The following is a 22,358-nucleotide window of genomic DNA, read 5'->3' as shown; positions in this document are numbered from 1 at the left end:
CGCCCGTCAGGCGGCGATGCCGAGCAGCCCGACGATCTTCAGCACCTCGCGGGCCGGCTCGCTGAGGTTGCCCACCCGGAACCGCACGCCGACCGTGCGGGCCCGGTTGCGCGCGGCCAGCAGCACGCCGACCCCGGCCGCGTCGAGCATCGTCACCGCCCCGAGGTCCACCTCGACCCGCCGCAGCCCGTCGCGGCCGAGCACGGCCGCGATCGCGTCGAAGAGCCGGTTGCCCGTGTCGAGGTCGACCACGCCGATGACCGCGACGGTCGCCGTGTCGGCGCCGCCGTCGACCCGCACGGCGAACTCGTCGAGCAAGCGATGGACCTCCTCTCGTCGAGCTGACGACCCCTGGACCGTCTGGTACCCAGCCGGCGCGAAGTTTGATCGCCGCCACTGGGGTTCGCCGGTCCGGCCGACCCCGGAAGGTGGCTCGCCCATATCTGAGACTCGCCGCGCCGCACATCGGTTCCAACCGGATGCTGACCGGCACGGACGAGGGCCGCCCCGGTACCCGGCCTCGGGACGGTCAAACGCCCGGGATGTGTGAGCCGCCCGCGCGGGGGAACCGGCAGAGGGTGACTCGGGTGCGAAGTGACTCCAGGCGCCGGTGGCGCCGCGTTCCGTCCCGGCGGTGGCGACGAGGAGCCGGTTCATGACCCGGCGCGCGGCCTCGATGCCCGAGTGGTTCCGGCGCGCCTTCGACGGCCCGTCGGCCTGGCCGGCGCGGATCATCGTCGCGGTGCTGGCGCTGACGGGCTTCGCGGTGTCGCTGCGGCTGGCCATGTTCCAGTACGGCGTGACCGGCGAGGTCTGGGAGCCCTGGTTCGGCGACGGCAGCGTCCGCGTGCTCGACTCCGCGTTCTCCCGGTCCCTGCCGGTGCGCGACGCGGCCCTCGGCGCCGCCGCCTACCTGCTGGAGATGGTGCTGGAGCTCTCCGGAGGCACCCGCCGCTGGCGCCGCCGGCCGTGGCTGGTCCTCCTGCTCGGCCTGACCGCCGCCGCCATCGCGCTCACGGCGATCGGCCTGATCCTGGTGCAGGCCCTGGTCGTGGGCACCTTCTGCACGTTGTGCCTGCTCTCGGCCGCGATCTCGCTCACCGTGCCGTTCCTCGTCGCCGAGGAGGTGACGGCGGCCTGGCGGCAGATCCGCCGGGCCCACCGCTACGGGTTGACGTGGAAGGTGGCGGTCCGCGGCGAAGGCGTTTGAACCCTGCCCGGCGGGATAGGTGGCGCTGCGGTGTCGGACGACCCGTCCGGGTGAAGGGGGCGCGGTGCGCACGGAGGCGAAGGTGTTCGGGGTCATCGCCGGGCTGATGTTCGCCGCGGCGGCCGTGTACCTGTGGTGGACCGGGAGCGGCGCGGTCGCCCACACGGAGTGGGCCGGCGGCACGGCGCTGGTCGTGTCGGGCCTGATGAGCACGCTCTGCGCGGGCTACTTCGCACTGGTCGCCCGCCGGATGCCGCCGCGACCCGAGGACCGCCCGGACGCCGAGATCGCCGACGGGGCCGGCACGGTCGGGTACTTCGCCCCGCCCGGCTTCTGGCCCTTCGGCATCGCGATCGCGGTGGCCACCGGGGCCGTCGGGATCGCGCTGAGCCAGTGGTGGCTGCTGGGCACCGCCGCGATCGCCTCGCTGCTGGCCATCGCCGGCCTGGTGTACGAGTTCTACGCCGGCTCCCCGGAGTCGCGGTGAGCCGGCGGCCGGACCGCGCCGAGCGGGCGGCCCGGGCGGCGGACGAGCGCTTCCAGGCGGCCACGCCACTGCGGCGGATGCTGAACAAGGTCTTCCCCGACAACTGGTCGTTCATGCTCGGCGAGCTGGCGCTGTACTCCTTCGTCATGCTCGTGCTGACCGGCATCATGCTGGCGCTGTTCTTCGACCCGTCGATGCGCGAGGTCCGCTACGACGGCTCCTACACGCCGCTGCGCGGGATGCCGATGTCGGCCGCCTACGACTCCACCCTGCGGATCACCTTCGACACCCGCGGCGGGCTGTTCCTGCGCCAGATGCACCACTGGTCGGCGAACCTGTTCATGGCCGCGATCGTCGTGCACATGGGCCGGATCTTCCTCACCGGCGCCTTCCGCAAGCCGCGCGAGGCGAACTGGGTCATCGGCATCCTGATGTTCTGGCTCGGGTTCATCGAGGGCTTCGCCGGCTACTCCCTGCCCGACGACGGGCTGTCGGGCACGGGCCTGCGCATCGCCGGCACCATCATCGAGGCGCTGCCCATCGTCGGCACCTGGGTGTCCAGCGCCCTGTTCGGCGGCGAGTTCCCGGGCGAGCTGATCATCGGCCGGCTGTACATCGTGCACGTCCTGCTGGTGCCCGGGGTGCTCATCGCGCTCATCAGCGTGCACCTGGGCCTGATCGTCAAGCAGAAGCACACCCAGTGGCCCCGCCCCGAGCACACCAACGCCAACGTCGTCGGCGAGCGGATGGTGCCGGGCTTCGCCGGGCGCTCCACGGGGCTGGCGCTCATCGTCTTCGCCGTGATCGCCGGGCTCGGCGGCCTCGTGCAGATCAACCCGCTGTGGCTGTTCGGCCCCTACGAGGCCGCCGTGGTCTCCGCGGGGAGCCAGCCCGACTGGTACGTCATGTTCCTCGACGGCGGCCTGCGGCTCATGCCACCGTGGGAGGTCCGCGCCTTCGGTTACACGCTGTCCCCGGTCTTCTGGCCCGGCGTCGTGCTCCCGGGCCTGCTGACCGTCCTCGCGATCGGCTACCCGTTCGGCCACGCCCGGCGGCATCCCGGCGAGGGCTATCAGAACCTGCTGCAGCGGCCCCGCGACGCGCCCACCCGCACCGCGGTCGCCGCCATGGCCGTGACGTTCTACCTGGTGCTCACCGTGTCGGCCGCCAACGACATCATCGCCGACAAGTTCCACATCAGCCTCAACGCGATGATCTGGGCGGGCCGCATCGGCGCGGTGCTGCTGCCCCCGCTGGCGTTCTACGTCGCCCGCCGGGTGTGCCTGGGCTTCCAGCAGCAGGACCGCCAGCGGCTCGCGCACGGGCTGGAGACCGGCGTGGTCGTCCGCATGCCCGACGGGGAGTACCGCGAGATCGAGCAGCCGCTCGCCCCCGCCGACGCCCTGCCGCTGCCGTACGCCGGATGGGCGGTGCCGAAGCGCATGCAGCGCGTGGGCGCCGCCCAGCCGGCGCTGCCGGAGCAGGAGACCGCCGATGCCGGAGCCGAAGGAGACCGCCGATGACCGATCGCGCGGTGCTGCCGATCGATCCGGTGCACACGCCCAACCTGCCCGGGCCCCGCCGCCGCACCTTGCCCGGCTCCCGGGTCGTGGACCTGCTGGCGACCACGGACGCCAAGCGCATCGGCGTCATGTACTTCGTGACGTCGTTCGGCTTCTTCCTGCTGGGCGGCGTGCTGGCGCTGCTCATGCGGGCCGAGCTCGCGCGCCCGGGGCTGCAGTTCCTCTCGACCGAGCAGTACAACCAGCTGTTCACGATGCACGGCACGATCATGCTGCTGCTGTTCGCCACGCCGCTGGTGTTCGGCTTCGGCAACTTCCTGGTGCCGCTGCAGATCGGCGCCGCCGACGTGTCCTTCCCGCGGCTCAACGCGCTCGCGTACTGGCTGTACCTCACCGGCGGCCTGATCACCATCGCCGGGTTCGCGAGCCCCGGCGGGGCGGCCGACTTCGGCTGGTTCGCCTACGCGCCGCTGAACAGCGAGCCGAGCTCACCCGGCGTCGGCAGCGACCTGTGGACGATGGGCCTGGTGGTGGCCGGCGTCGGCACGGTCATCGGCGCCGTCAACATGATCACCACCGTGGTCACGCTGCGGGCGCCCGGCATGACCATGTTCCGGATGCCCATCCTGACCTGGAACATCTTCATCACCGCGATCATGGTGCTGATGGCGTTCCCGGTGCTCACCGCGGCCCTGCTCGTGCTCGAGGCCGACCGCAAGCTCGGCGCGCACGTCTTCGACCCGGCGGTCGGCGGGGCGTTGCTGTGGCAGCACCTGTTCTGGTTCTTCGGCCATCCGGAGGTGTACATCGTCGCCCTGCCGTTCTTCGGCATCGTCACCGAGATCCTGCCGGTCTTCTCGCGCCGGCCGGTCTTCGGCTACAAGGGCCTGGTCGGGGCCACGATCGCCATCGCCATCCTGTCGATGGGGGTCTGGGCGCACCACATGTTCGTCACCGGGCAGGTGCTCCTGCCGTTCTTCTCCTTCCTGTCGTACCTCATCGCCGTCCCCACCGGCGTGAAGTTCTTCAACTGGATCGGCACCATGTGGCGCGGCCAGCTGACGTTCCAGACCCCGATGATGTGGTCGCTTGGCTTCCTCGTGACGTTCCTCTTCGGCGGGCTGTCCGGGGTGCTGCTGGCCTCGCCGCCGGTCGACTTCCACGTCAGCGACACGTACTTCGTCGTCGCCCACATGCACTACGTGCTGTTCGGCACGATCGTCTTCGCCGCGTTCGGCGGGCTCTACTTCTGGTTCCCGAAGATCACCGGCCGGATGCTGAACGAGCGGCTCGGCAAGGCGCACTTCTGGCTGACGTTCGTCGGCTTCCACACCACGTTCCTCGTCCAGCACTGGCTCGGCACGCGCGGGATGCCCCGCCGGTACGCGGACTACCTGCCCTCGGACGGCTTCACGACGTACAACACCATCTCCAGCATCGGCGCGCTCATCCTCGGGGTGTCCATCCTGCCGCTGCTCTACAACCTGTGGTCCTCGTACCGCTTCGGGCGCGTCGTCGAGGGCAACGACCCGTGGGGATACACCAACTCCCTCGAGTGGGCCACCAGCTGCCCGCCGCCGCGGCACAACTTCGCCCGCCTGCCGCGCATCCGCTCCAACCGCCCGGTGTTCGACGAGGTGTACGGCCCCCAGGAGCCCTGATCCCGCGCGGTCAGCCCGCCCGGCCCGCCGCGAGCGCGACCCGGTCCCGCCCGGCCCGCTTGGCCGCGTAGAGGGCGGCGTCGGCCCGGGCGACGAGCTCGTCGGAGCCCTCGCCGTCGGCCAGCATCGCGATGCCCGCCGAGAACGTCTGGCCCAGCGGCGTCGCCTCGCGCATGCGGTCGAGCACGCGCCCGGCCTCGTCCGCCGAGGCGTCGGGCAGCAGCACGACGAACTCCTCGCCGCCGTAGCGGGCGAGCAGGTCGGCCGAGCGCAGGTGGTGCTGCCAGGCGGCCGCCGCCTCCTTGAGCAGCCGGTCGCCGGCGGGGTGGCCGTAGCTGTCGTTGAACCGCTTGAAGTGGTCGAGGTCGACGAGCGCGACCGCGAGCGGCGTCCCGGTCCGGCGCGCGCGTTCGACGGCGCGCGGCACCTCGGCATTCCAGGCCCGCCGGTTCGCCAGGCCCGTGAGGTCGTCGGTGACGGCGAGCTCGCGGACCCTCTGCGACTGCACGTCGAGCTGGGTGAGCAGCTGGGACATGCGGGTCACGACGAGCAGGAACAGCGCCGCGCAGCCGAGCGCTATGGCCACGGCATCGGTCACGTCGCCGGTCAGCGCCTCGGCGAGCAGCAGCGCGGGGCCGACGAGCGAGGTCGAGGCCAGCACGGCGAGCATGCGCCGGCTGGGCCGCACCGGCCGCGGGGGCGCGGGGCGGGCGATGGTGCGCACGTCCGGGTGCAGCGCCGTGGCGCCGAACGCGAGGAACCCGAGCAGGTACACGTCGGCGAGCAGCTTGTGCGCCATCGGACCCGGCTCCAGGGCGAGCTGGTTGACCACGGCCCACGCGGTGTCCCCGGCGAGGAAGGCGATCAGGGCGGTGCCGAGCAGCCGGAACGACGTGTTGTGCGCCGCGCCGTCGAGCAGCAGCCGCACCGTCATGGCGAGCAGCACGATGTCGCCGACCGGGTAGGCGACGCTGACGACGTGCCCGAGCAGCCCGATGTCGGGGTCGGACGCCGCCGGCTTCACCATGAAGATCCACGCGAGCAGGCTGATGCCGGTGGTCAGCGTCCCGGCGTCCACGACGGTGGACCAGTTGCGCAGCGGGCTGCGGCGCCGGATGAGCAGGAACATGCCGGCCGCGGCGAACGGGTACAGCGACAGGTAGGCGGCGTCGGCCCACGAGGGGAAGCCCGGTTCCGCCTTGGTCCAGGTCAGGATCGCCTCCACGCCGATGCCACTGGCGTTGCCGGCCACCCCGGCGGCGACGAGCCACCACGCGGCCGGGGCGGCGGGCCGGTGCCGCCGGACGCCGACGACGATCGCCGCGGCGCCGAGCCAGCCGCACGCGACCTGCCATATCGTCTGGGCCAGGCTGCCGTCGGGCACCATCGGGAACCCCGCCAGGATCAGCCCGGCGAGGGCGAGGTAGGCCGAGGCCAGCCGACTGCGTACCGCTTGCACGGCCATACCTTCGGCACGCGGCCCGCGATGCTGCGTTGCGCCCCCGGTGCGAGCCCGGCGTGATCCGGGTCCGTCACGCGCCGGCCAGCCGGGCCAGCTGCGGGGCCAGCCACGGGGCGACGACCTGCCGGACGCCGTCCGGGGTGAGGTGCAGGCCGTCGCTGCGCACCCGGACGCCGCCGACCGACCAGGCGAACGCGCCGGCCGGGCACAGGAGCCGGTTGAGGTCCAGCACGACCGGGTGCGCCGGGTCGGTCGCGGCGGCCGCGCCGAGCAGCCGGTTCCAGGCGTCGACGCGCGCGGGCTCGTCCTCCGGCCACAGGCCGCCGTCGGGGCGCTCCTCGCGGTGGGTGTACGGCGCGCTCAGCAGCGCGACCCGGGCGCCGTGCGCGGCGGCCAGGCCGATCGCCCGGCCGAGCTGGCCGGCGAGGTAGGCGTCGTAGCCGGGCTCGCCGACGTGGGTCCAGCGCCCGTCGAGCCTGCGGTCCATGAGCTCCCAGCGGTCGAGCAGGATCACCACGACGTCCGGGTCGTCGGCGGCGACGGAGCTGCCCCAGCGCGACTCCCACGTGGTGCAGTAGGGGTAGTTGGTGTGCGGGGCACCGGCGTAGCGGATCTCCGGCAGCACCGCGATGCCGCAGCCCTGCACGCCCTGGTTGCTCAGCGTGAACTCGGGGACACCGGGCCAGTAGGCGCCGAGGGTCCACGACACCGAGTCGCCGATGACGGTCACCCGCGGCGGCCCCGGACGCCGCCCGGCCCGCTGGACCGGCGCGGTCGTGGGCGGGGTCGTCGGCGGTGCGGGCACGGGCGCCGCCGCGGGCACGGCGGGCACCGGCGGCGCCGCGGCCGTGCCGGGCCGGCCGGCGGCGGGGACGACGGCGAGGGCGGCGACGACGGCGGCCGTCGCCGCGGCCGTGGCGGTGGCCGGCCGGGCGGGCAGGCGGCGGATGGGCTGCTCGACGAGGTGGAAGCTCGCGGCGGCCACGGCGAGCGTGGCGCCGGCCCGCACGGCGAACAGTCCGGCGCCCGTCAACCCCGTCCGGCCGGCGTCGAGGACGGCGAACAGGGGCCAGTGCCACAGGTATCCGCCGTAGGAGATCCGCCCGATCCAGCGCAGCGGCGCGGCGGCGAGGATCCGGGCGGGCGCGGCGACCACCGCCGCGGCGGCGAGGGCGACGAGCGCGAAGCCGCCCCGGTAGAGCGCGGCGGTGTCGCCGTGGACGAGCAGCGCGGCCGCCCCGAGCGCCAGCGCCCCGGCGGCGGCGAGCCAGCGGCGGCCGAGCAGCGCGGGTGGCGCCGCGGCGAGGGCGGCGCCGACGAGCAGGGCGCTCGCTCGCGTGTCGGTGCCGAAGTAGACGCGGTCCGGGGCGAGCGGGTCGTAGAGCAGCGCGGCCGCCACCGCCGAACCGGCCGCCCCGAGCAGGCAGCCGGCCCCGATCCACCGGCGCGGCCGGGGCCGGCTGAAGGCGATGAGGAGCAGCAGCGGCCACAGCAGGTAGAACTGCTCCTCGATGCCGAGCGACCAGGTGTGCTGCAGCGGTGAGGCGGCGGCGGTCTGGGTGAAGTAGTCGCCGCCGCGGTAGATCATGCGCCAGTTGACCCAGTAGGTGAGCGCCGAGACGGCGTCGAGGCGCAGCGGTCCCGGGTCCTGTTCGGGCAGCAGCCGCGGCCCGGCCAGCGCCACGAACGCGACGACGAGCACGAGCGCGGGCAGCAGCCGCCGGGCGCGGCGCCGCCAGAACGCGCCGAGCCGGATGCGGCCGGTGGCGTCGTGCTCGGCGAGCAGCAGCGACGTGATCAGGTAGCCGGAGAGCACGAAGAACAGGTCGACGCCCAGGAACCCGCCGGGCAGCACCGCGGGCAGGCCGTGGGCCAGCACCACCCCGCCGAGCGCGACGGCCCGCAGCCCGTCCAGCGACGGCTGGTAGCGCAGCGACACGCGGCGCCCGCTGCCCGGGGCCGGGGCCGCGAAACCCCGCGGCCGGGCTAGCCCCGACGCCGTGCAGCGTAGGCGGTCGTAGCTCGCCCTCGATGCGGTACCCGTCGGGATCGGTGACCCACGACGTGAACATCCCCGCTCCCAGGTCCGCCGGGGGCTCGGCCGCGATGCCGCGCGCGGACAGGCATCCGCATTCGCAGCAGCCTAGCCCCGACCCACTCGCGCGGCGGTCGTCGTTTGGCCGCGGGCGACGCGGGCACAGCGTCCGTATGGATGAGATCGCCTCCGTGACGCCCTGTGAGGACGGGCCGCTGCTGCTGCGCGGCAACTTCACGCTGACGACCCAGGACGGCGAGGTCATCGACCCGGGCCGGCGGACCGTCGCGCTCTGCCGGTGCGGGCGATCGGCGATCAAGCCGTTTTGTGACGGTACGCATAAGGTGGTGGGATTTCACGCCCCGAGCGCTCCGGCGAGCGGCCGGCCGATCGACTCGGCCTGACCCCGCAGCGAGGACTCGCCGGCCGCCCAGCGCGTCAGCAGGTGGCCGGCGAAGCGCGCGTCGAGGGCGAGGGCGCACGCGGCCCCGAAGAGCACCAGCGAGGACTGCTCGGGCCGGTCCGCGCAGTAGGAGCCGCACAGGTCGTGCGCGGCGATCTGCTCGTGGACCGCGTCGGCCTCGACGTGCTCGTCGTAGAAGCGGGTGGCGGCCGGGCCGAAGCCGAGCCGGCGCAGCCCGTTGCCGTAGCGGCGGTTGGGCAGCGACGAGGTCATCTCGTAGATCGCCAGGTGCCCCAGGATCGCGCCCAGCAGCCGCCGGTGCAGGCCGAACAGCGACATGAGGTTGTTGACCGCCAGCGTGGCGGCGGGGGCGGCGTCCAGGTAGGCGCCGTACGTGTCGTCGAGCCCGAGCTCGCGCATGGTGCCCCGGAACAGCTCGGCGTGCATGCGCTCGACGCGGCCGCCGCCGTACTCGTCGGCCTGCACCTCTACCAGGGCCGCCTTCGCCCGCCCGCCGAGCCGCGGGATCGCCCATGTGTGCGGGTCGGCCTCGCGCTGGTGGTAGATCGAGCGGTGCATGACGAACTCGCGGAACTGCTCGAGCGTGGCGCGGCCGGTGAGGTACTTCGACAGCGGCGGCCCGTCGTCGGCCTCCATGACCGCGGCCAGCGCGCGCGGCACCTCGGCGGGCGGCACGGGATCGGGCATCGGCACCAGCCGGCGCAGCTCGGCCTCGAAGCAGCGCTCGGCGGCCCGGTGCAGCGCGATCCGGGACGGCTGCCATTCCCACGCGTCGTCGACGCCGTCGAAGCCCCGGTAGTGCAGCTCGTAGCCGATGTGCAGGGCGAGCTGCAGGTCCTCCTCGTCGCTCGCCTCGATGCGGGGGATGTCGCGCGGGGGACCGGCGAGCGCTTCGGCGAGGGCGGCCGACACGGGCCCGCGGGGCTGCGGTAGCTGCATGGGTGATCTCTTCCCGCGCAAACTTCGGTTAAGCATGAGATTTCGGGGAAGTCGCAGTTCATGACCTCCACGATCGTGGCCCCGCCCGCTGCCGACGCGGCGCTGCGCCGGCTCGGGGACCGCCTGAAGGCGGCCGGGTACCGCTTCACGACGGTGACCCCGGCCACCCACGAGCGGGTCAACCGGCGCCCCGGCAACGCCCGCGGGCACAGCCTCACCGACGTGCTCGGCTGGAGCCGCCCGTTCGACCGCGACGCCCTGCCCGCCGACATCGTGGCGCTGCTGGACGCGGCCGGTGCGCTGCGGTGCGAGCGCGACGGCTGGCGCAGCACGATCCGGGTCTCCGGCTACGACGGCGAGCTGTTCGTGCACTCGGCCTTCCCGGCGGCCGGGCGCGACGCGGTGTTCTTCGGCCCCGACACCCACCGAACCGTCGACGCCGTGCTCGCGCACCTGCACGAGCGCACGGCCGGGCGTGCGGACCGGCCGGCCCGGGTCGCCGACATCGGCACCGGCAGCGGGGCAGTCGCCGTCGCGGTCGCCAAGCGGCTGCCCGGCGCTGAGGTCGTCGCGGCCGACGTCAACCCGACGGCGCTGCGCTACGCCCGCGTCAACGCCGCCCTGGCCGGGATGGGGAACGTCCGCCCCCGCCCCAGCGACCTGCTCGGCAACGTGCCCGGCGCCTTCGACCTCATCGTGTCCAACCCGCCGTTCATGATCGACCCCGAGGGTCGCGCCTACCGCGACGGCGGCGGCGCGCACGGCCACGACCTGCCCCTCGCGGTGCTCGACACCGCCGTGCACCGCCTCACCCCGGGCGGGTCGCTGGTGCTGCTGTGCGGCACGGGCATCGCCGCCGGGCGCGACCCTCTGCTCGACGCGGTGACCGACCGGCTGACCGGCACCGGGATGCGCTGGGCGTACCGCGAGATCGACCCCGACGTCTACGGCGAGAACCTGCAGGAGCCCGCGTACCGCCACGCCGACCGCATCGCCATCGCCCTGCTGACCGCGACGCGCCCGGCGGAGGTGAGTCGATGACGCTGACCGCCCTGAGCCCGGCCCAGGTCGCCCGGAGCGCGGCGGGGCTCACCCTGACCGTCGGCGTCGAGGAGGAGTTCCTCCTGCTCGACCCGGACTCGTGGCAGAACGCGCCGCTGGCCGCCGCCGCCCGCGACGCCCTGCCGGCCGACCTGCGCGAGCGCAGCCGGGTCGAGTTCCGGCGCAGCATGCTGGAGATGGTGAGCCCGGTCTGCACGCGACTGCGGCAGCTGTACCGCGCGCTGCGGCAGAACCGAGCCGCCGCCGCGGCCGCCGCCGAGTCCGTCGGCGCGCGGCTCGTCGCGGTCGGCGCGACCCCGGTCGGCGAGCCCGACCTCGAGGTCGCCGACACCCCCCGCTACCGCGCGATCGCCCGCCACTACGGCCCCATCGCCCACGACCCGGCCCTGTGCGGCTTCCACGTCCACGTCGGCGTGCCCGACCGCGACCTCGCCATCCAGGTGTGCACCGCGATCCGGCCCTGGCTGCCGGCGCTGCAGGCCCTCACCGCGAACTCCCCGTTCACCGCGGGCGCCGACACCGGCCACGCGAGCTGGCGCGGGATCGCCCTGGAGCGCTGGCCGACCATCGGCCCGTCGCCGTACCTGGACTCGTCCGCCGACTACGAGCGCGTCGTCGGGGAACTGGTCGCGACCGGCGTGATGCTCGACGCGTCGATGGTGCTGTGGTGGGCGCGGCCGTCGTCGCGCTACCCGACGGTGGAGATCCGCGTGGCCGACGTCGGACCGACCGCCGCCGAGACCGTCGTCGTGGCCGGGCTCGTCCGCGCCCTGGTCGCCACCGCCATCGCCGACATCGCCGCGGACCGGGAGCCCGTGGTGCCACCGGAGCACCTGCTGCGCGCCGCGCACTGGAACGCCGCCCGCGCGGGCCTCGGCGGGACCCTGCTCGACCTGCGCACCCACGCGCCCCGCCCGGCCTGGGACCTGATCGACGACCTCGTGGCGACCGTCGGCGACGCCCTGGACCGCCACGGCGACCGGCCCGACGTCGAGGCGGGCCTGGCCCACCTGCGCGAGCACGGCACCGGCGCCGACCGCCAGCGCCGCGCCGCCGCCGAGCACGGCCTGCCCGGCGCGCTCGCCGCGCTCGCGGAGGAGACGGTCAGCGGCTGACGTCGGCCGGCAACAGGTGCACAACGGTGGGCGGGCGCTCCGACAGCGCCCGCACCCGCAGGTCGATCTCCTCGTCCGACCCGGTGAGCCGGCCGGTGTGCTGGCGCAGGTGCTCGTCCCAAGTCGGCACCACGTAGACCTCGACCATCTCGCCGGCCACCTCCCCGGCGCGGAACAGGCCCCACTGCACGGCGCCGGTGCGCATCCGGGTGCGCCGCAGCGCGTCGGCCGAGGCCAGGAACTCCGGCTCGTTGCCGGGGGCGACGATGTACGTCACCTCGACCACGATCGGCCCGGCGAAGCGCTCCGGCTCGACGGTCAGCTGCGGCTGCGGCCACGGGCGGGCCGGTTCCCGGTTGAGATGCCGCGTCTCGATGAGCGGCCAGAACCGCACGGTCGCCGCGCCGGCCGCGGTGACGGCGGCCGCGGCCAGCAGCGCGGGCACCAGCCCGAAGCGCACGGCGAGCAGCCCCCAGGCGAGCGCGCCCACCGCCTGCCCGCCGAAGAACGCGCCCTGGTAGGCCCCGAGCCCGCGCGCCCGCACCCAGTGCGGCAGGAACAGCTGCAGCCCGGCGTTGATGTTGGACAGCACCGCCATCCACGCGAGCCCGGCCGGCACGAGCGCGAGCACGGCCACCGCCGGCACCCGCACCACGGACACCACGGCCAGCGCGACCGCGTAGACGAGACTGCCGCCCCAGAGCATCGCGTTGTCCGACAGCGCCGCCCGCAGCCGCGGCAGCACCGCCGCCCCGAGCACCGCGCCGGTGCCGAGCGCGGCCAGCAGCAGGCCGTAGCCGCCCGCGCCCATGTGCAGCCGCTGGCTGGCCACCAGCGGCAGCAGGGCCCACAGCGCGACGGCGGGGAGGATGAACAGCTCGACGCGCAGCAGGAACCGGCGCAGGGCGGGGGAGTGACGCACGTACCGGCCGCCGGCGCGCAGGGCGGCAAGGAACGGCTCCGGCAGCGCGTCATCCGGTGCGGGGTGCCGCCGCCACAGCAACAGCACGACGGCGAAGCCCAGGAACGTGGCGGCGTTGATGCCGAACACAGCGGCGACGCCGGTGTGGGCGATGAGCACCCCGGCCGCGGCCGGCCCGACGGCCCGGGCCAGGTTCACGCTGATCGAGCCGAGCGCGGCGGCCGAGGGCAGCTGGGCGCGCGGCACCAGCTCCGGAATCATCGCCTGGTACGTCGGGTTGGTCATCGCCGTGCCACAGCCGAGCGCGAAGGTGAGCGCCAGCAGCAGCGCCGGCGTCATCTGCCCGGCGATCGTCAGCCCGGTGAGCAGCACGCCGACCGCGAGCATGAACACCTGGACCCAGATCAGCAGCCGCCGGCGGTCCAGCGAGTCGGCGAGCACCCCGGCGGGCAGCGCCAGCAGCACCACCGGCAGCGTGCCCGCGGTCTGCACGAGCGCGACGAGCACGGCCGCGCCCGGCTGGTCGACCAGCAGCCACTGCGCCCCGACCATCTGCATCCAGGTGCCGACCTGGCTGCCGAGCACGGCGAGCCACAGCACGCGGAACACGCCGATGCGCAGCGGGCTCCACGTCGAGGCGGGGACATTCGCGACGGTCGTCACCTCCCGCCGCTACCCGTGACCCGGGCCCGGAAACAACCGCCCGAGCTAGGTGGACAGGTCGTCGAGGGTGATGGCCAGGATGCCGTCGAGCCTGGCCAGGGCCGCGGTCAAGGGGGCCAGGTCCCGGTTGCCGGTCAGCGTCAGCAGGACCGCGACGACCGCGGGCTCCTCGTCACCGCGGGGCTGCTCGACGTGCAGCTCGGCCACCGTGAACCCGCGCTCCGTGCAGGCGGCGAGGGCGTTGCGCAGGACGCCGTGGCCGTCCAGGTAGGTGAGGCGCAGGCGCCACGGGGCGTACCTCGAGCGCGGCAGGAGCGCCGCCAGCGGTGTGAAGGCGAGGAGGACCAGCAGGTGGCCGGCGGTCACGGCGATGGCCAGGACCCACAGGCCGGCGCCGGCCGCCATGCCGACCGCGGCGGTGAGCCAGATGACGGCGGCGGTGGTGAGACCCCGTACGGCGTCGCGGCGGACGAAGATGAGGCCGCCGCCGATGAAGCCGATGCCGGAGACGATCTGGGCGGCGATGCGGGACGGGTCGAGGACCACGTGATCGCCGACGACGTCCGCGAAGCCGTACTTCGAGACCTGCATGATGAGGGCCGCGGCGAACCCGACGAGGGTGTGGGTGCGCAGCCCGGCGCTCTTCTGGCGGATCTCCCGCTCGAGGCCGATGATCGCCGACAGCAGGAGCGCGAGCCCGAGCTCGCCGAGTTGCACCCACCCCTGCGCCATCGAACAACCCTAGCCCCGGGGCGGGTGGCGCGCCGGAAACGGCGCAACCGTTCGGCACCTGAAGGGAACCGTCCGGGAACCGATGAGTTCGCGCGGCGCGGCTCGTCTCGACTGGCATGAGCGACGACACCGAGCGGGCTCATCGACGAGATCGACATCCATATCGCGCCGGTGCTGTTCGGGCAGGGCATCCGGCTCTTCGACAATCCCGGCGGCCGGCCCGTGCGGCTGTTCGGAGTCGACGGGTCACGGACGGTCGTCAACGTCCGGTACCGCCCCGAGCGCCCGAGCTGAGGTCGCCGTGGTGCGGGGCCTGTCCGACACCCGGGCGGGGCATTGCGGCCACGGGCTTGATTGACACCACGCTCCGTGATGGCGACTCTGGGCGGACCAAGCCGTCCGTCACGTGCGCGAGGAGTCACCACAGGATGCCGTACCGTCACCGCCTGTGGATCGTCGCCGTGCTGACCCTCGCCGTGGCGGTCGCGGCCGGTCTGGGCTGGGCCACCCCGAGGGTCGCGGCCGAGATCCCCGCGGCCGCCGCGCTCGTCAACGGCGTCGCGGTCGTCGACGAGGCGACCGGCCGCCCGGTGCTCGGCCTGAGCCCGCTCACCGACGGCACCGTGATCGACCTGACCCGGCTGGCCGGCCACCGCCTCGCGCTGCGCGCGGACGACCACGCGGACGTCGCGGTGCCGACCACGCCGGGTGAGTACACCGTGACGGACGACGGGGAGGCGATCCACTACTCGGTCACCACCGCGCCGGCCGCCCGCGCCCCGATCAGCGTGCTGTTCGTGGGCAACAGCCTGCTGGGCAGCTACACGAAGGCCACCGGCGAGAACACGCCCGCCCTGGTGCGCCGGCTCGCGGCCGCCGCCGGCCGGCCGATCGACGTCACCGAGGTCCTGCACTCCGGTTACACGCTGCGACAGACCTGGAACGACGGGCTGGTCGCGAGCGCGATCGGCGCGGCGCGACGCTACGACTACGTTGTGCTGCAGGAGTACAGCACGCTGGTCGCCACGGACCCGGGGGCGGCGACGGACACGCTGCTGCACACGTACGCCCCGGCGCTGCGGCACGTGCTCAAGCCCGGCGGCCGCGTGGTCCTGTTCAAGAACTGGGCGCTGGCCGACCCGGCCCCGTTCCCGTCCCGCGCCGCGGCGAAGGCCGCGATCGACGAGCGCTACGCCGGCCTCTGCGCCGCGCTGGACCTGCCGAACCTGCTCGCCCCGATCGGCGACGAGTTCGAGACCGTCATCGCCGAGCGGGGCCTGTCCTACCTGATCGTCCCGGACGGCAAGCACCCGACCGACGCCGCGCGGTACCTGGACGCGGTGACGCTGTTCGGCATCGTGTTCCAGGAGTCGCCCCGGGACCTGGCCGACCTGTACCTGCCGGCCGCGGAGGCGGCGCCGCTGCGCTCGGTGGCCGCCGCCGCGATCGGTTACTGAGGCCGCCGCGTCCGCTGGGCTGGGTGGAAGGCGAACACGTAGGACTCGCCGCCGCCGGTCGCGCTCAGGGCGGTACCGTCGCCGGACCAACGGCAGCCGTTGAGCAGCCGGGCGTCGACCCGCGCCGACGCGCTCAGCTCGCCGGTGCGCACCTCCCACACGTGCAGGACGCCGCCGTGACCCCCCGCCGCGATCCACTCGCCGTCCGGCGCGATCGCCACGGTGGCCGGCCAGTCGGTCAGCCCGAACAGCACCGTGCGCGGCTTGCCGGTGCGGGCGTCCCAGGTCCGCACGGTGCGATCCCAGCCCGCGGTGGCCAGCCACGTCCCGTCGGGAGCCAGGGCGACGGCGGCCACGGCGTGCGCGTGGGCGCGGATGACCCGCCGGTTGCGGCCGGTCGCGACGTCGACGATCCGCAGCCGCCCGTCGGAACAGGCCAGCGCGAGCCATCGGCCGTCGGCGCCGAAGGCCAGGCCGTGCACCTGCTTGCAGTTGATGCGCACCTGGCACAGCACCTTGCCGGTCGCGACGTGCCAGACGACCACGACGGCATCGGCGATCGCGGCGAGCAGGCGCCCGTCCCGCGACACCGCCCGGGGCCGGGACGCGCGGCCCTCCGCATCCGGCATCGTGCGCGGCGGGTCCCCGCCCGTGTCCCAGATCCGCACCGCGCCGTTCTCGCTGCCGGCGTACCAGGACCCGTCGGGCGCGGCGACCAGGGCCCGCACCGGCTCCGCCGCCTCCAGCGTGTGCACCGACTTACCGGTGTCGACGTCTCGGACCTGCGTGCCCACCCAGACCTGGTCGGCCCCCGCGACCAGGCCCGCGATCCGCTCGGGCGCCTCGTCGCCGCCGGCCTCGGCGAGCAGGTCGGCCACGGCCCAGATCCGCACCGCCGGGTCCTGCACGGCGACCACGGCGAGCCAGTCGCCGGCGGGCCCGATGCGCACGCGGCTGAGCCCGAACCCGGGCACGCGCACCACCGCCCGGCAGCGGCCCGTGCGGCTGTCCCAGAGCCGCAGCGTCCGGTCGTGCGAGGTGCTGGCCAGCCAGCTGCCGTCGGGGGCGACCGCGACATCGCTGACGGCGCCGGTGTGGCCGTGCAGCACTGCGCGCGGCTCGGTCGCGCCGACGCTCCACATCACGACCGTTCCCTCGCTCGTACCGGCGGCCAGCCACCCGCCACCGGGCGCGACCGCGATGCGGCTCACGGTCGCGGCGGGCCCGCGCAGCAGCGCTCGCGTGGCGCCGGAGCCGGTGTCGCGCAGCTCGACCCGCAGCCCGTTGTCGCGGTACGCCGCGGCGATCCAGCTCCCGTCGGGGGCGATCGCGGCGGCGTTGAGCGGCCACGGGTACCGCTGCGGCGCCAGCTCCCGGCCGGCCTGCAGGTCCCAGCGGTACACGCCGTCCCAGCGCGCGACGGCGAGCCAGTCCCCGCCGGGCCCGACGGCCATCGACTGCGGCCAGTGGAACACGTCGGGCAGCTCGCCGCGGACCCGCCCGGATTGCACATCCACGAGCCGCACGACGCGGTCCTCGCCGACCCCGGCGAGCCACGTCCCGTCGGGCGCGACGGCGAGGCGGCTCAGGCCGGTCGGAGCGGCGGGCAGGGGCCGCCGGAGCCCGGTGGCGACGTCCCACACCTCCAGCGGCCGCCGGTTCCCGCCGACGGCGAGCCACGACCCGTCCGGCGCGAGCGCGACCCCGGTGATGGGCCCACCGGAGGCGATGACCCGGCGCGGGGCGGGCGACTCGGGCCGCCGGACCGTCTGGACGAGCCGGGCGCCGCCGGGCTCGTGCGCCGCGGCGAAGTCGTCGGCCGCCTCCCGCAGCTCCGGTACGGCCCGAGCCTGCCCGATCAGCGTGTCGGTGACCGAGTGCGCCGGCTCGAGCGGCTGCAGCAGGTGCGCATGGCGGGCGAGCACCCCGCGCAGCGCCGCCGCCTCGGCCCCGTCGGAGGCCGCGAGCGCGGCTTCCGCGGCCGCCGGCCCGTCGCGCCGCACCAGCCCGTCGATCCACGCGAAGTCCACCCTGCGTTGACGGCGTTCCATGACGTTCCAGACGATCAAGGCCCGCGGGTGGTTGCCTGCTCAGGACCGTCGCGCAGGACACAGCGGCGATGCGGGGCTAAAGTGGCGATTTGTGCGTGGTTCGTTGCTCGTGCTCGGCCTGACCCTGGCGGTCGCGGCCGCCTGCGCCCCGGCGGGCGGCCCCGGGGCGGACGCGCCGACCCCGACCCCGGCCGCGAACGTGAGCGTCTGTGCCGCGCCGATGCCGGGCACCAGCGCGGCGCCCGAGGACGTGCTCGACGCCACCAAGGCCCTGATGGGCACCCTCGACGACGACCAGCGGCCGGCTCTGGCCAGCCCGGGGCTGTCGCTGGACTCGCTCAGCGCCGTGCAGCGCGCCGCCGTGCTGGGCGTGCTCAAGGCGGGGCTGAGCGAGCGCGACTACCGGCAGCTGGCCGGCGCCGGCATCGGCGGGTATCGCATCCGCGTCCTCGGCACCCCCAGCGCCGCCGGTGCCTGGACGGTGCAGGTCGGCGGCGTCGGCCGCGTGCTCGACTTCACGGTCAGCAACGGTGTCGTCACCACATCGTGTTACGGCGCGGCCGGCTGGAGCTCCTGATCGTTCCGCGCCGCCTGGGCGTGTGGTGACGTCCGCTCGTCGTATCGGGTGAAACCGGGCATGAACACCGTGCACAGGGCGACGGCGCCGGTGCAGAGCAGCCCGCCGGCCGCGATCGCGCCCCGCAGCCCGACCGCGCCCGCCATGAGCCCGGCGCGCATCTGGCCGGCGGTCGGGCCGATCGAGTACGACAGCAGCTCGATCCCGGCCAGCCGCCCGCGCAGGTGGTCGGGGATGGTCTGGTTCCAGATCGTCGAGCGGAACAGCCCGCTGACCATGTCCGCCCCGCCCGCCACGATGAGCAGCGCGATCGCGATCCCGATGTTCGGGGCGAGCCCGAAACCGGCGATGGCCAGCCCCCACACCGCGGCCGCGATGAGCACCATGAGCCCGTGCCGGTGCACCCGCGAGGCCCACCCGCTCGTGAGCGAGACCAGCATCGCGCCGATGGGGATGCAGGCGTACAGCAACCCGAGCGCCCAGCGCGCGTGCAGCTCGTCGGCGATGAACGGGTACAGCGCGACCGGCATCGCCAGGAACATCGCCGCGATGTCGACGAAGTAGGTGCCCAGCAGCTCCGGGCGGGACCACGCGTACCGCGCCCCCCGCGCGATCCCGCGCAGGCTCGGGCGCTCGGCCTCGGCCGAGGGCGGCACCGGGCGCAGCGCCCACAGCAGCCCGATCGAGAGCAGGAACGTGAGCACGTCCACGGCGTAGGCCAGCCGGACGCCGGCCAGCGCGACCAGCACCCCGCCGACCGCCGGCCCGGCCACGGCACCGATCTGCCAGCGCACGCTCGAGATCGCGTTGGCCGCAGTCTGCTCGTCGCGGGGCACCAGCCGGGGCGTCATCGCGTCGAGCGAGGGCCGCTGGAGCCCGTCGAGCGCGGCGACGGAGCCCGCCACCACGTACAGCGGCCACACCGCCGGACGCGGCATCATCGCGTTGACCAGCAGCCCCGCGGTGCACAGGGCCATCGCGAACTCGCAGATCAGCACCACTTTGCGCCGATCGGCCGCGTCGGCGATCGCCCCGCCCCAGAGACCGCTGAGCACCATCGGCACCAGCTCCACGACGCCGACCGCCCCGACCGCGACGTACGAGCCGGTCAGCTGCTTGAGCTGGAACGGCACCGCCACGACGGTGATGAAGCTGCCGAACATCGTGATCGCGCCGCTGGCCATGAGCAGCCGGAAGTCGCGGCGCCGCAGCGGCCGGAGGTCCATGCGCAGATGCCGGAGCCGTTTCAACACGGCGGGCAGCGTAACGACCGCCTGCCGCTTCGGCACTCGATTTACCCTGTCGTGGCGCGCGTCGGGGCCGCGCGTCGTCGGCGTGGCGCCGCTGGGTCGCGTCCTCAGTGTGGTGTCGCTCGGTCGCGGCGGGTCTCGGGGCGCCTGCGTCCGCGGCCGGGCATAGGCTTTCGGCATGGCTGACCCTGCGGCGAAGTGGACCGGCCGCGCGGCGGCGTTCGCGGACAGCTACGCGCACCTGTGCGCGCACACCGCCGGCCCCCTGCTCGAGGCCGCGGGCCTGGCTCCCGGCCGGACGCTGCTGGACGCGGGCACCGGCAGCGGCACGGTGGCCGCCCTGGCGATCGCCCGAGGCGCGAAGGTCACCGCGGCCGACGCCGAGCCGAGCATGGTAGCGCTGGCGACCGAGTCCCTGCCCGAGGCCGACGTGCACCTGGGCCGCCTGCCCGACCTGCCGTTCGCCGACGCCGCCTTCGACGCCGTGGTCGCCAACTTCGTCGTCAACCACGTCCCCGACCCGGCCGCCGCGGTCGCCGACCTGGCCCGGGTCACGAAACCGGGCGGCCGCGTGGCGATCACCGTCTGGCCCCGCCCGGCCCCGCCCCTGCAGCAGCTGTGGAACGACATCCTGGCCGCACTCGACATCGAGCCCGCCCCGTCGATCGTCCCCGAGCCCCTGAACTTCCCCCGCACCGTGGACGGCGTAGCGGCCCTGCTGTCGAAGGCGGGCCTGCGCAACGTGTCCAGCGAGACCATCGAGTGGAGCCACCACACCGACCTGGAGTCGTGGTGGATCGGCCCCGCCAACGGCATGGGCGCCCTGGGCGAGGCCCTGGCCGGCCGCGACCAGCAGACCCGGACAAGGGCCCGCCACGAGTACGAGCGGCGAGCGGCCCCCTTCCTGGACAACGACGACCTGATCCTGCCGACCGCCGCGCTGCTGGCCTGGGGCGAACGATGATCTCGCCCAACGCCCCCGTCTCGAAGCGGCCGCGCGGTGCCCACCACCGGCCGCGGCCGCGGTAAGAGCGACCGCCATCCGGACCTCGCGCCCGCGCGCGGCCTTGCGGATCGTTCGCCTGAACGAGATCCGGACGCCGTGGCGGGGGAGCGCAGGTCATGACCCTGTTGAATATTACGATGGTCTCGGCTCAGTGCTCTGACGCGAGCGGGGCGTTGCAATGCTCGGGGGTCGCGATGGTGCTCGGACCCAGTGCGTTGACGCGCGGGCGTGATCTGTCGCGGCGCGGGGGCGATGCGATGGTTGTGCGTGTCCGGCGCCGGATACGGTCGCGTCATGAGCGAGTTCTATCCGGACGTCGTGGCCGCGGGCGGTCTTGCGGAGCTGCTGCGTGAGCACGGCGTGGACGCCGTCGCGGACGAGCGCAACCCGCTGCACCGCGCGACGGTCGTGACGCCTGTCGGGCATCGCAACGGCCTCGAGGTCAGCGCCTTCCAGCACGAGCGCAAGTTCTCCGTCGTCGGCGGGGAGGCACACCAGCACCTGCCGCTCGTCTCCGGATACACCCACGACCTGCGCGAGGTAGCCGCGGTCGCCGAGGCCTGGCGCGACGGTCTGCCGCTGTCCGGCATCTGCGAGCGCGCCCCCTTCATGGAGCCCACCGGCCGTTTCGAGGTGCCGGACGGCGACCCGGTGGCCCTGGCCGAGTCCGAGTGGCAGGCGGTGCGCACCGAGATGGCCGGCGCCGGCCTGCCCCGCCTCCGCCTGATCACCGAGGCGGCCTACGCGACACCCGCACTGCGGCGCCTGTACCCGTACACCAGTCACTGGGTCCTGAAGTTCTCATCCACCACCCGCCCTTTCCTGCGCGACGTGGGCCTGAGCCTGTGGGCCGAGGCCGAGGACGCCTTCGTGGTCCGTTCCCGCTACCTGGGCGACGTGATCGGCGAGAGCACGACCGCGGAGGACGCCGTGGCGATCGCCGCCCGCCAGCTCCCGCCCGACCTCGGCCCGGTCACCGCCGGCACCGAGTAGACCGGACCTCGCCCACGCAGCCCCCACGCAGCCCCACGGACTCGCCCACGGTCGACCGCTCCGACCCGCAGCGTCCCGGCACCGCAGCGTGCGATCCGCTCGCCGCTCGCCGCTCGCCGCGGGCCGACGTCGTCGTGCGGCGGCATCGTGGTGTGCGGCGCGTGTCCGGACCACGAGCAGGTAGGCATGCTGGTCAGGTCGTCGTCATCCCGTCGCCCGGCAGTCCTGTCGGCGCGCCTCGGCGCGGTGGTGTGCGTGGTGCCAGTCGGTTACGGGGCCGGTGCGCATGGTGCTGGCGGCCACGCGCGGTGGTGTGCGTTCTTGGCGTGGTGGAGCGGTGGCCGGGTGGAGTTCAGCTGAGGAACTCGTCCACCATCGGCGCGATCCAGTCAGCGCGCTGCGGCACCGTCGTGTGGGTCGTGCCGGGCAGGATTGCCAGGCGGCAGGTTGGCAGGCCGGTCAGGTCGCCCACGACGCCGCCGCCGAGCAGACGGAACAGCTCCACCGCGTGCTCGGGCTGGATGATGTCCGAGTCGGCGAGGATGACCATCGTTGGGGCCGCCAGCGCGCGGATCTGCTCCGGTGTCCACTGCGGCAGGCCGGCGTCGAGGACCTTCACCTTCGTCACCAGGTTCGCCCAGCCGGCCGGGTCCGGGGCGGTATGCACGTATCCCTCGTGGAACTCCGACCCGTGCAGGTGCTCCGGCTGCAGGTCCGTGATGCCGTCGAGCAGCCCGGGGTGCATCCCGCCGTTGTGAAAGCTCACGGACGCCAGCACCAGCCGGCCGA

At 74.3% G+C, this 22,358-nt stretch carries 21 protein-coding genes (1 of these 21 running past the window's edge); 12 read left to right on the top strand and 9 right to left on the bottom strand.

What is annotated here, in order from left to right; all coding sequences use genetic code 11:
* Window positions 1-6 precede the first annotated feature (6 nt).
* Window positions 7-318 (bottom strand): STAS domain-containing protein, encoded by a 312-nt coding sequence (locus AC6JBM_RS17730; protein ID WP_497984686.1) that lies wholly within the window; start codon window positions 316-318, stop codon window positions 7-9.
* A gap of 337 nt (window positions 319-655) precedes the next feature.
* Here AC6JBM_RS17730 and AC6JBM_RS17725 point away from each other — a divergent pair, with 337 nt between their 5' ends.
* From AC6JBM_RS17725 to ctaD, 4 genes are all read left to right on the top strand, one after another.
* A complete protein-coding gene (locus AC6JBM_RS17725; protein WP_497984685.1) occupies window positions 656-1,210 on the top strand; it encodes a vitamin K epoxide reductase family protein in 555 nt (184 codons plus the stop codon).
* 64 nt (window positions 1,211-1,274) lie between these two features.
* On the top strand, window positions 1,275-1,697 hold the full coding sequence (gene ctaF, locus AC6JBM_RS17720) for an aa3-type cytochrome oxidase subunit IV (protein ID WP_497984684.1): 423 nt from the start codon (window positions 1,275-1,277) through the stop codon (window positions 1,695-1,697).
* A complete protein-coding gene (qcrB, locus tag AC6JBM_RS17715; protein ID WP_497984683.1) occupies window positions 1,694-3,220 on the top strand; it encodes a cytochrome bc1 complex cytochrome b subunit in 1,527 nt (508 codons plus the stop codon). Before ctaF ends, qcrB begins: the two co-directional genes overlap by 4 nt.
* Entirely contained in the window at window positions 3,217-4,881 is a 1,665-nt protein-coding gene (gene ctaD, locus AC6JBM_RS17710; RefSeq protein WP_497984682.1) for an aa3-type cytochrome oxidase subunit I, read from the top strand. The genes qcrB and ctaD overlap by 4 nt, the downstream gene beginning before the upstream one ends.
* A gap of 10 nt (window positions 4,882-4,891) precedes the next feature.
* Here the strand turns inward: ctaD and AC6JBM_RS17705 are convergent, their stop codons facing one another.
* Both AC6JBM_RS17705 and AC6JBM_RS17700 read right to left on the bottom strand, forming a co-directional pair.
* The gene (locus AC6JBM_RS17705; RefSeq protein ID WP_497984681.1) at window positions 4,892-6,340 is read right to left on the bottom strand and encodes a GGDEF domain-containing protein; all 1,449 of its coding nucleotides are present in this window, start codon (window positions 6,338-6,340) and stop codon (window positions 4,892-4,894) included.
* Between the two features lie 73 nt (window positions 6,341-6,413).
* A complete protein-coding gene (locus tag AC6JBM_RS17700; protein ID WP_497984680.1) occupies window positions 6,414-8,282 on the bottom strand; it encodes an acyltransferase family protein in 1,869 nt (622 codons plus the stop codon).
* Window positions 8,283-8,551: 269 nt separating this feature from the next.
* Between AC6JBM_RS17700 and AC6JBM_RS17695 the strand changes: the two genes are divergently transcribed.
* Window positions 8,552-8,782 (top strand): CDGSH iron-sulfur domain-containing protein, encoded by a 231-nt coding sequence (locus tag AC6JBM_RS17695; protein WP_497984679.1) that lies wholly within the window; start codon window positions 8,552-8,554, stop codon window positions 8,780-8,782.
* On the opposite strand, the gene AC6JBM_RS17690 is transcribed toward AC6JBM_RS17695, so the two are convergent.
* The gene (locus AC6JBM_RS17690; protein WP_497984678.1) at window positions 8,734-9,741 is read right to left on the bottom strand and encodes an iron-containing redox enzyme family protein; all 1,008 of its coding nucleotides are present in this window, start codon (window positions 9,739-9,741) and stop codon (window positions 8,734-8,736) included. The genes AC6JBM_RS17695 and AC6JBM_RS17690 overlap by 49 nt on opposite strands.
* Before the next feature lie 60 nt (window positions 9,742-9,801).
* Here AC6JBM_RS17690 and AC6JBM_RS17685 point away from each other — a divergent pair, with 60 nt between their 5' ends.
* Window positions 9,802-10,782 carry a methyltransferase gene (locus AC6JBM_RS17685; protein WP_497984677.1) on the top strand — a complete coding sequence of 327 codons (981 nt, stop codon included), beginning with the start codon at window positions 9,802-9,804 and terminating at the stop codon, window positions 10,780-10,782.
* Entirely contained in the window at window positions 10,779-11,918 is a 1,140-nt protein-coding gene (locus AC6JBM_RS17680) for a carboxylate-amine ligase (RefSeq protein ID WP_497984676.1), read from the top strand. Before AC6JBM_RS17685 ends, AC6JBM_RS17680 begins: the two co-directional genes overlap by 4 nt.
* On the opposite strand, the gene AC6JBM_RS17675 is transcribed toward AC6JBM_RS17680, so the two are convergent.
* Window positions 11,908-13,503: an MFS transporter gene (locus AC6JBM_RS17675; protein WP_497984675.1), complete on the bottom strand. Its 1,596-nt coding sequence runs from the start codon at window positions 13,501-13,503 to the stop codon at window positions 11,908-11,910. The genes AC6JBM_RS17680 and AC6JBM_RS17675 overlap by 11 nt on opposite strands.
* 45 nt (window positions 13,504-13,548) lie before the next feature.
* Window positions 13,549-14,235 (bottom strand): MgtC/SapB family protein, encoded by a 687-nt coding sequence (locus tag AC6JBM_RS17670; RefSeq protein ID WP_497984674.1) that lies wholly within the window; start codon window positions 14,233-14,235, stop codon window positions 13,549-13,551.
* Window positions 14,236-14,406: 171 nt separating this feature from the next.
* Here AC6JBM_RS17670 and AC6JBM_RS17665 point away from each other — a divergent pair, with 171 nt between their 5' ends.
* The gene (locus tag AC6JBM_RS17665) at window positions 14,407-14,529 is read left to right on the top strand and encodes a hypothetical protein (RefSeq protein WP_497984673.1); all 123 of its coding nucleotides are present in this window, start codon (window positions 14,407-14,409) and stop codon (window positions 14,527-14,529) included.
* A 134-nt stretch (window positions 14,530-14,663) separates the two neighbouring features.
* Window positions 14,664-15,692, top strand: coding sequence for a hypothetical protein (locus AC6JBM_RS17660; RefSeq protein WP_497984672.1), 1,029 nt, complete (start codon window positions 14,664-14,666; stop codon window positions 15,690-15,692).
* On the opposite strand, the gene AC6JBM_RS17655 is transcribed toward AC6JBM_RS17660, so the two are convergent.
* Window positions 15,686-17,743, bottom strand: a complete 2,058-nt coding sequence (locus tag AC6JBM_RS17655) for a WD40 domain-containing protein (RefSeq protein ID WP_497984671.1) — start codon at window positions 17,741-17,743, stop codon at window positions 15,686-15,688. The genes AC6JBM_RS17660 and AC6JBM_RS17655 overlap by 7 nt on opposite strands.
* A gap of 91 nt (window positions 17,744-17,834) precedes the next feature.
* Between AC6JBM_RS17655 and AC6JBM_RS17650 the strand changes: the two genes are divergently transcribed.
* A complete protein-coding gene (locus AC6JBM_RS17650; RefSeq protein ID WP_497984670.1) occupies window positions 17,835-18,320 on the top strand; it encodes a DUF3500 domain-containing protein in 486 nt (161 codons plus the stop codon).
* On the opposite strand, the gene AC6JBM_RS17645 is transcribed toward AC6JBM_RS17650, so the two are convergent.
* A complete protein-coding gene (locus AC6JBM_RS17645) occupies window positions 18,293-19,573 on the bottom strand; it encodes an MFS transporter (RefSeq protein WP_497984669.1) in 1,281 nt (426 codons plus the stop codon). The two genes, AC6JBM_RS17650 and AC6JBM_RS17645, sit on opposite strands and share 28 nt — an antisense overlap.
* A gap of 175 nt (window positions 19,574-19,748) precedes the next feature.
* On the opposite strand from AC6JBM_RS17645, the gene AC6JBM_RS17640 reads away from it, so the two are divergent.
* Both AC6JBM_RS17640 and AC6JBM_RS17635 read left to right on the top strand, forming a co-directional pair.
* Window positions 19,749-20,534: a class I SAM-dependent methyltransferase gene (locus tag AC6JBM_RS17640; RefSeq protein WP_497984668.1), complete on the top strand. Its 786-nt coding sequence runs from the start codon at window positions 19,749-19,751 to the stop codon at window positions 20,532-20,534.
* 336 nt (window positions 20,535-20,870) lie between these two features.
* The gene (locus tag AC6JBM_RS17635; protein WP_497984667.1) at window positions 20,871-21,569 is read left to right on the top strand and encodes a DUF6193 family natural product biosynthesis protein; all 699 of its coding nucleotides are present in this window, start codon (window positions 20,871-20,873) and stop codon (window positions 21,567-21,569) included.
* A 352-nt stretch (window positions 21,570-21,921) separates the two neighbouring features.
* Here AC6JBM_RS17635 and AC6JBM_RS17630 read toward each other — a convergent pair whose 3' ends face one another.
* Window positions 21,922-22,358, bottom strand: partial view of an alpha/beta fold hydrolase gene (locus AC6JBM_RS17630; protein WP_497984666.1) — the 3' portion only. 313 nt of this gene lie beyond the right edge of the window; the window shows 437 of its 750 coding nt (coding positions 314-750); its start codon lies beyond the right edge, outside the window; its stop codon occupies window positions 21,922-21,924.

Source organism: Dactylosporangium thailandense (genome assembly GCF_059739745.1).
Note: the sequence above shows the minus strand (reverse complement) of the source record. Positions and strands in the feature narration are given on the sequence as shown.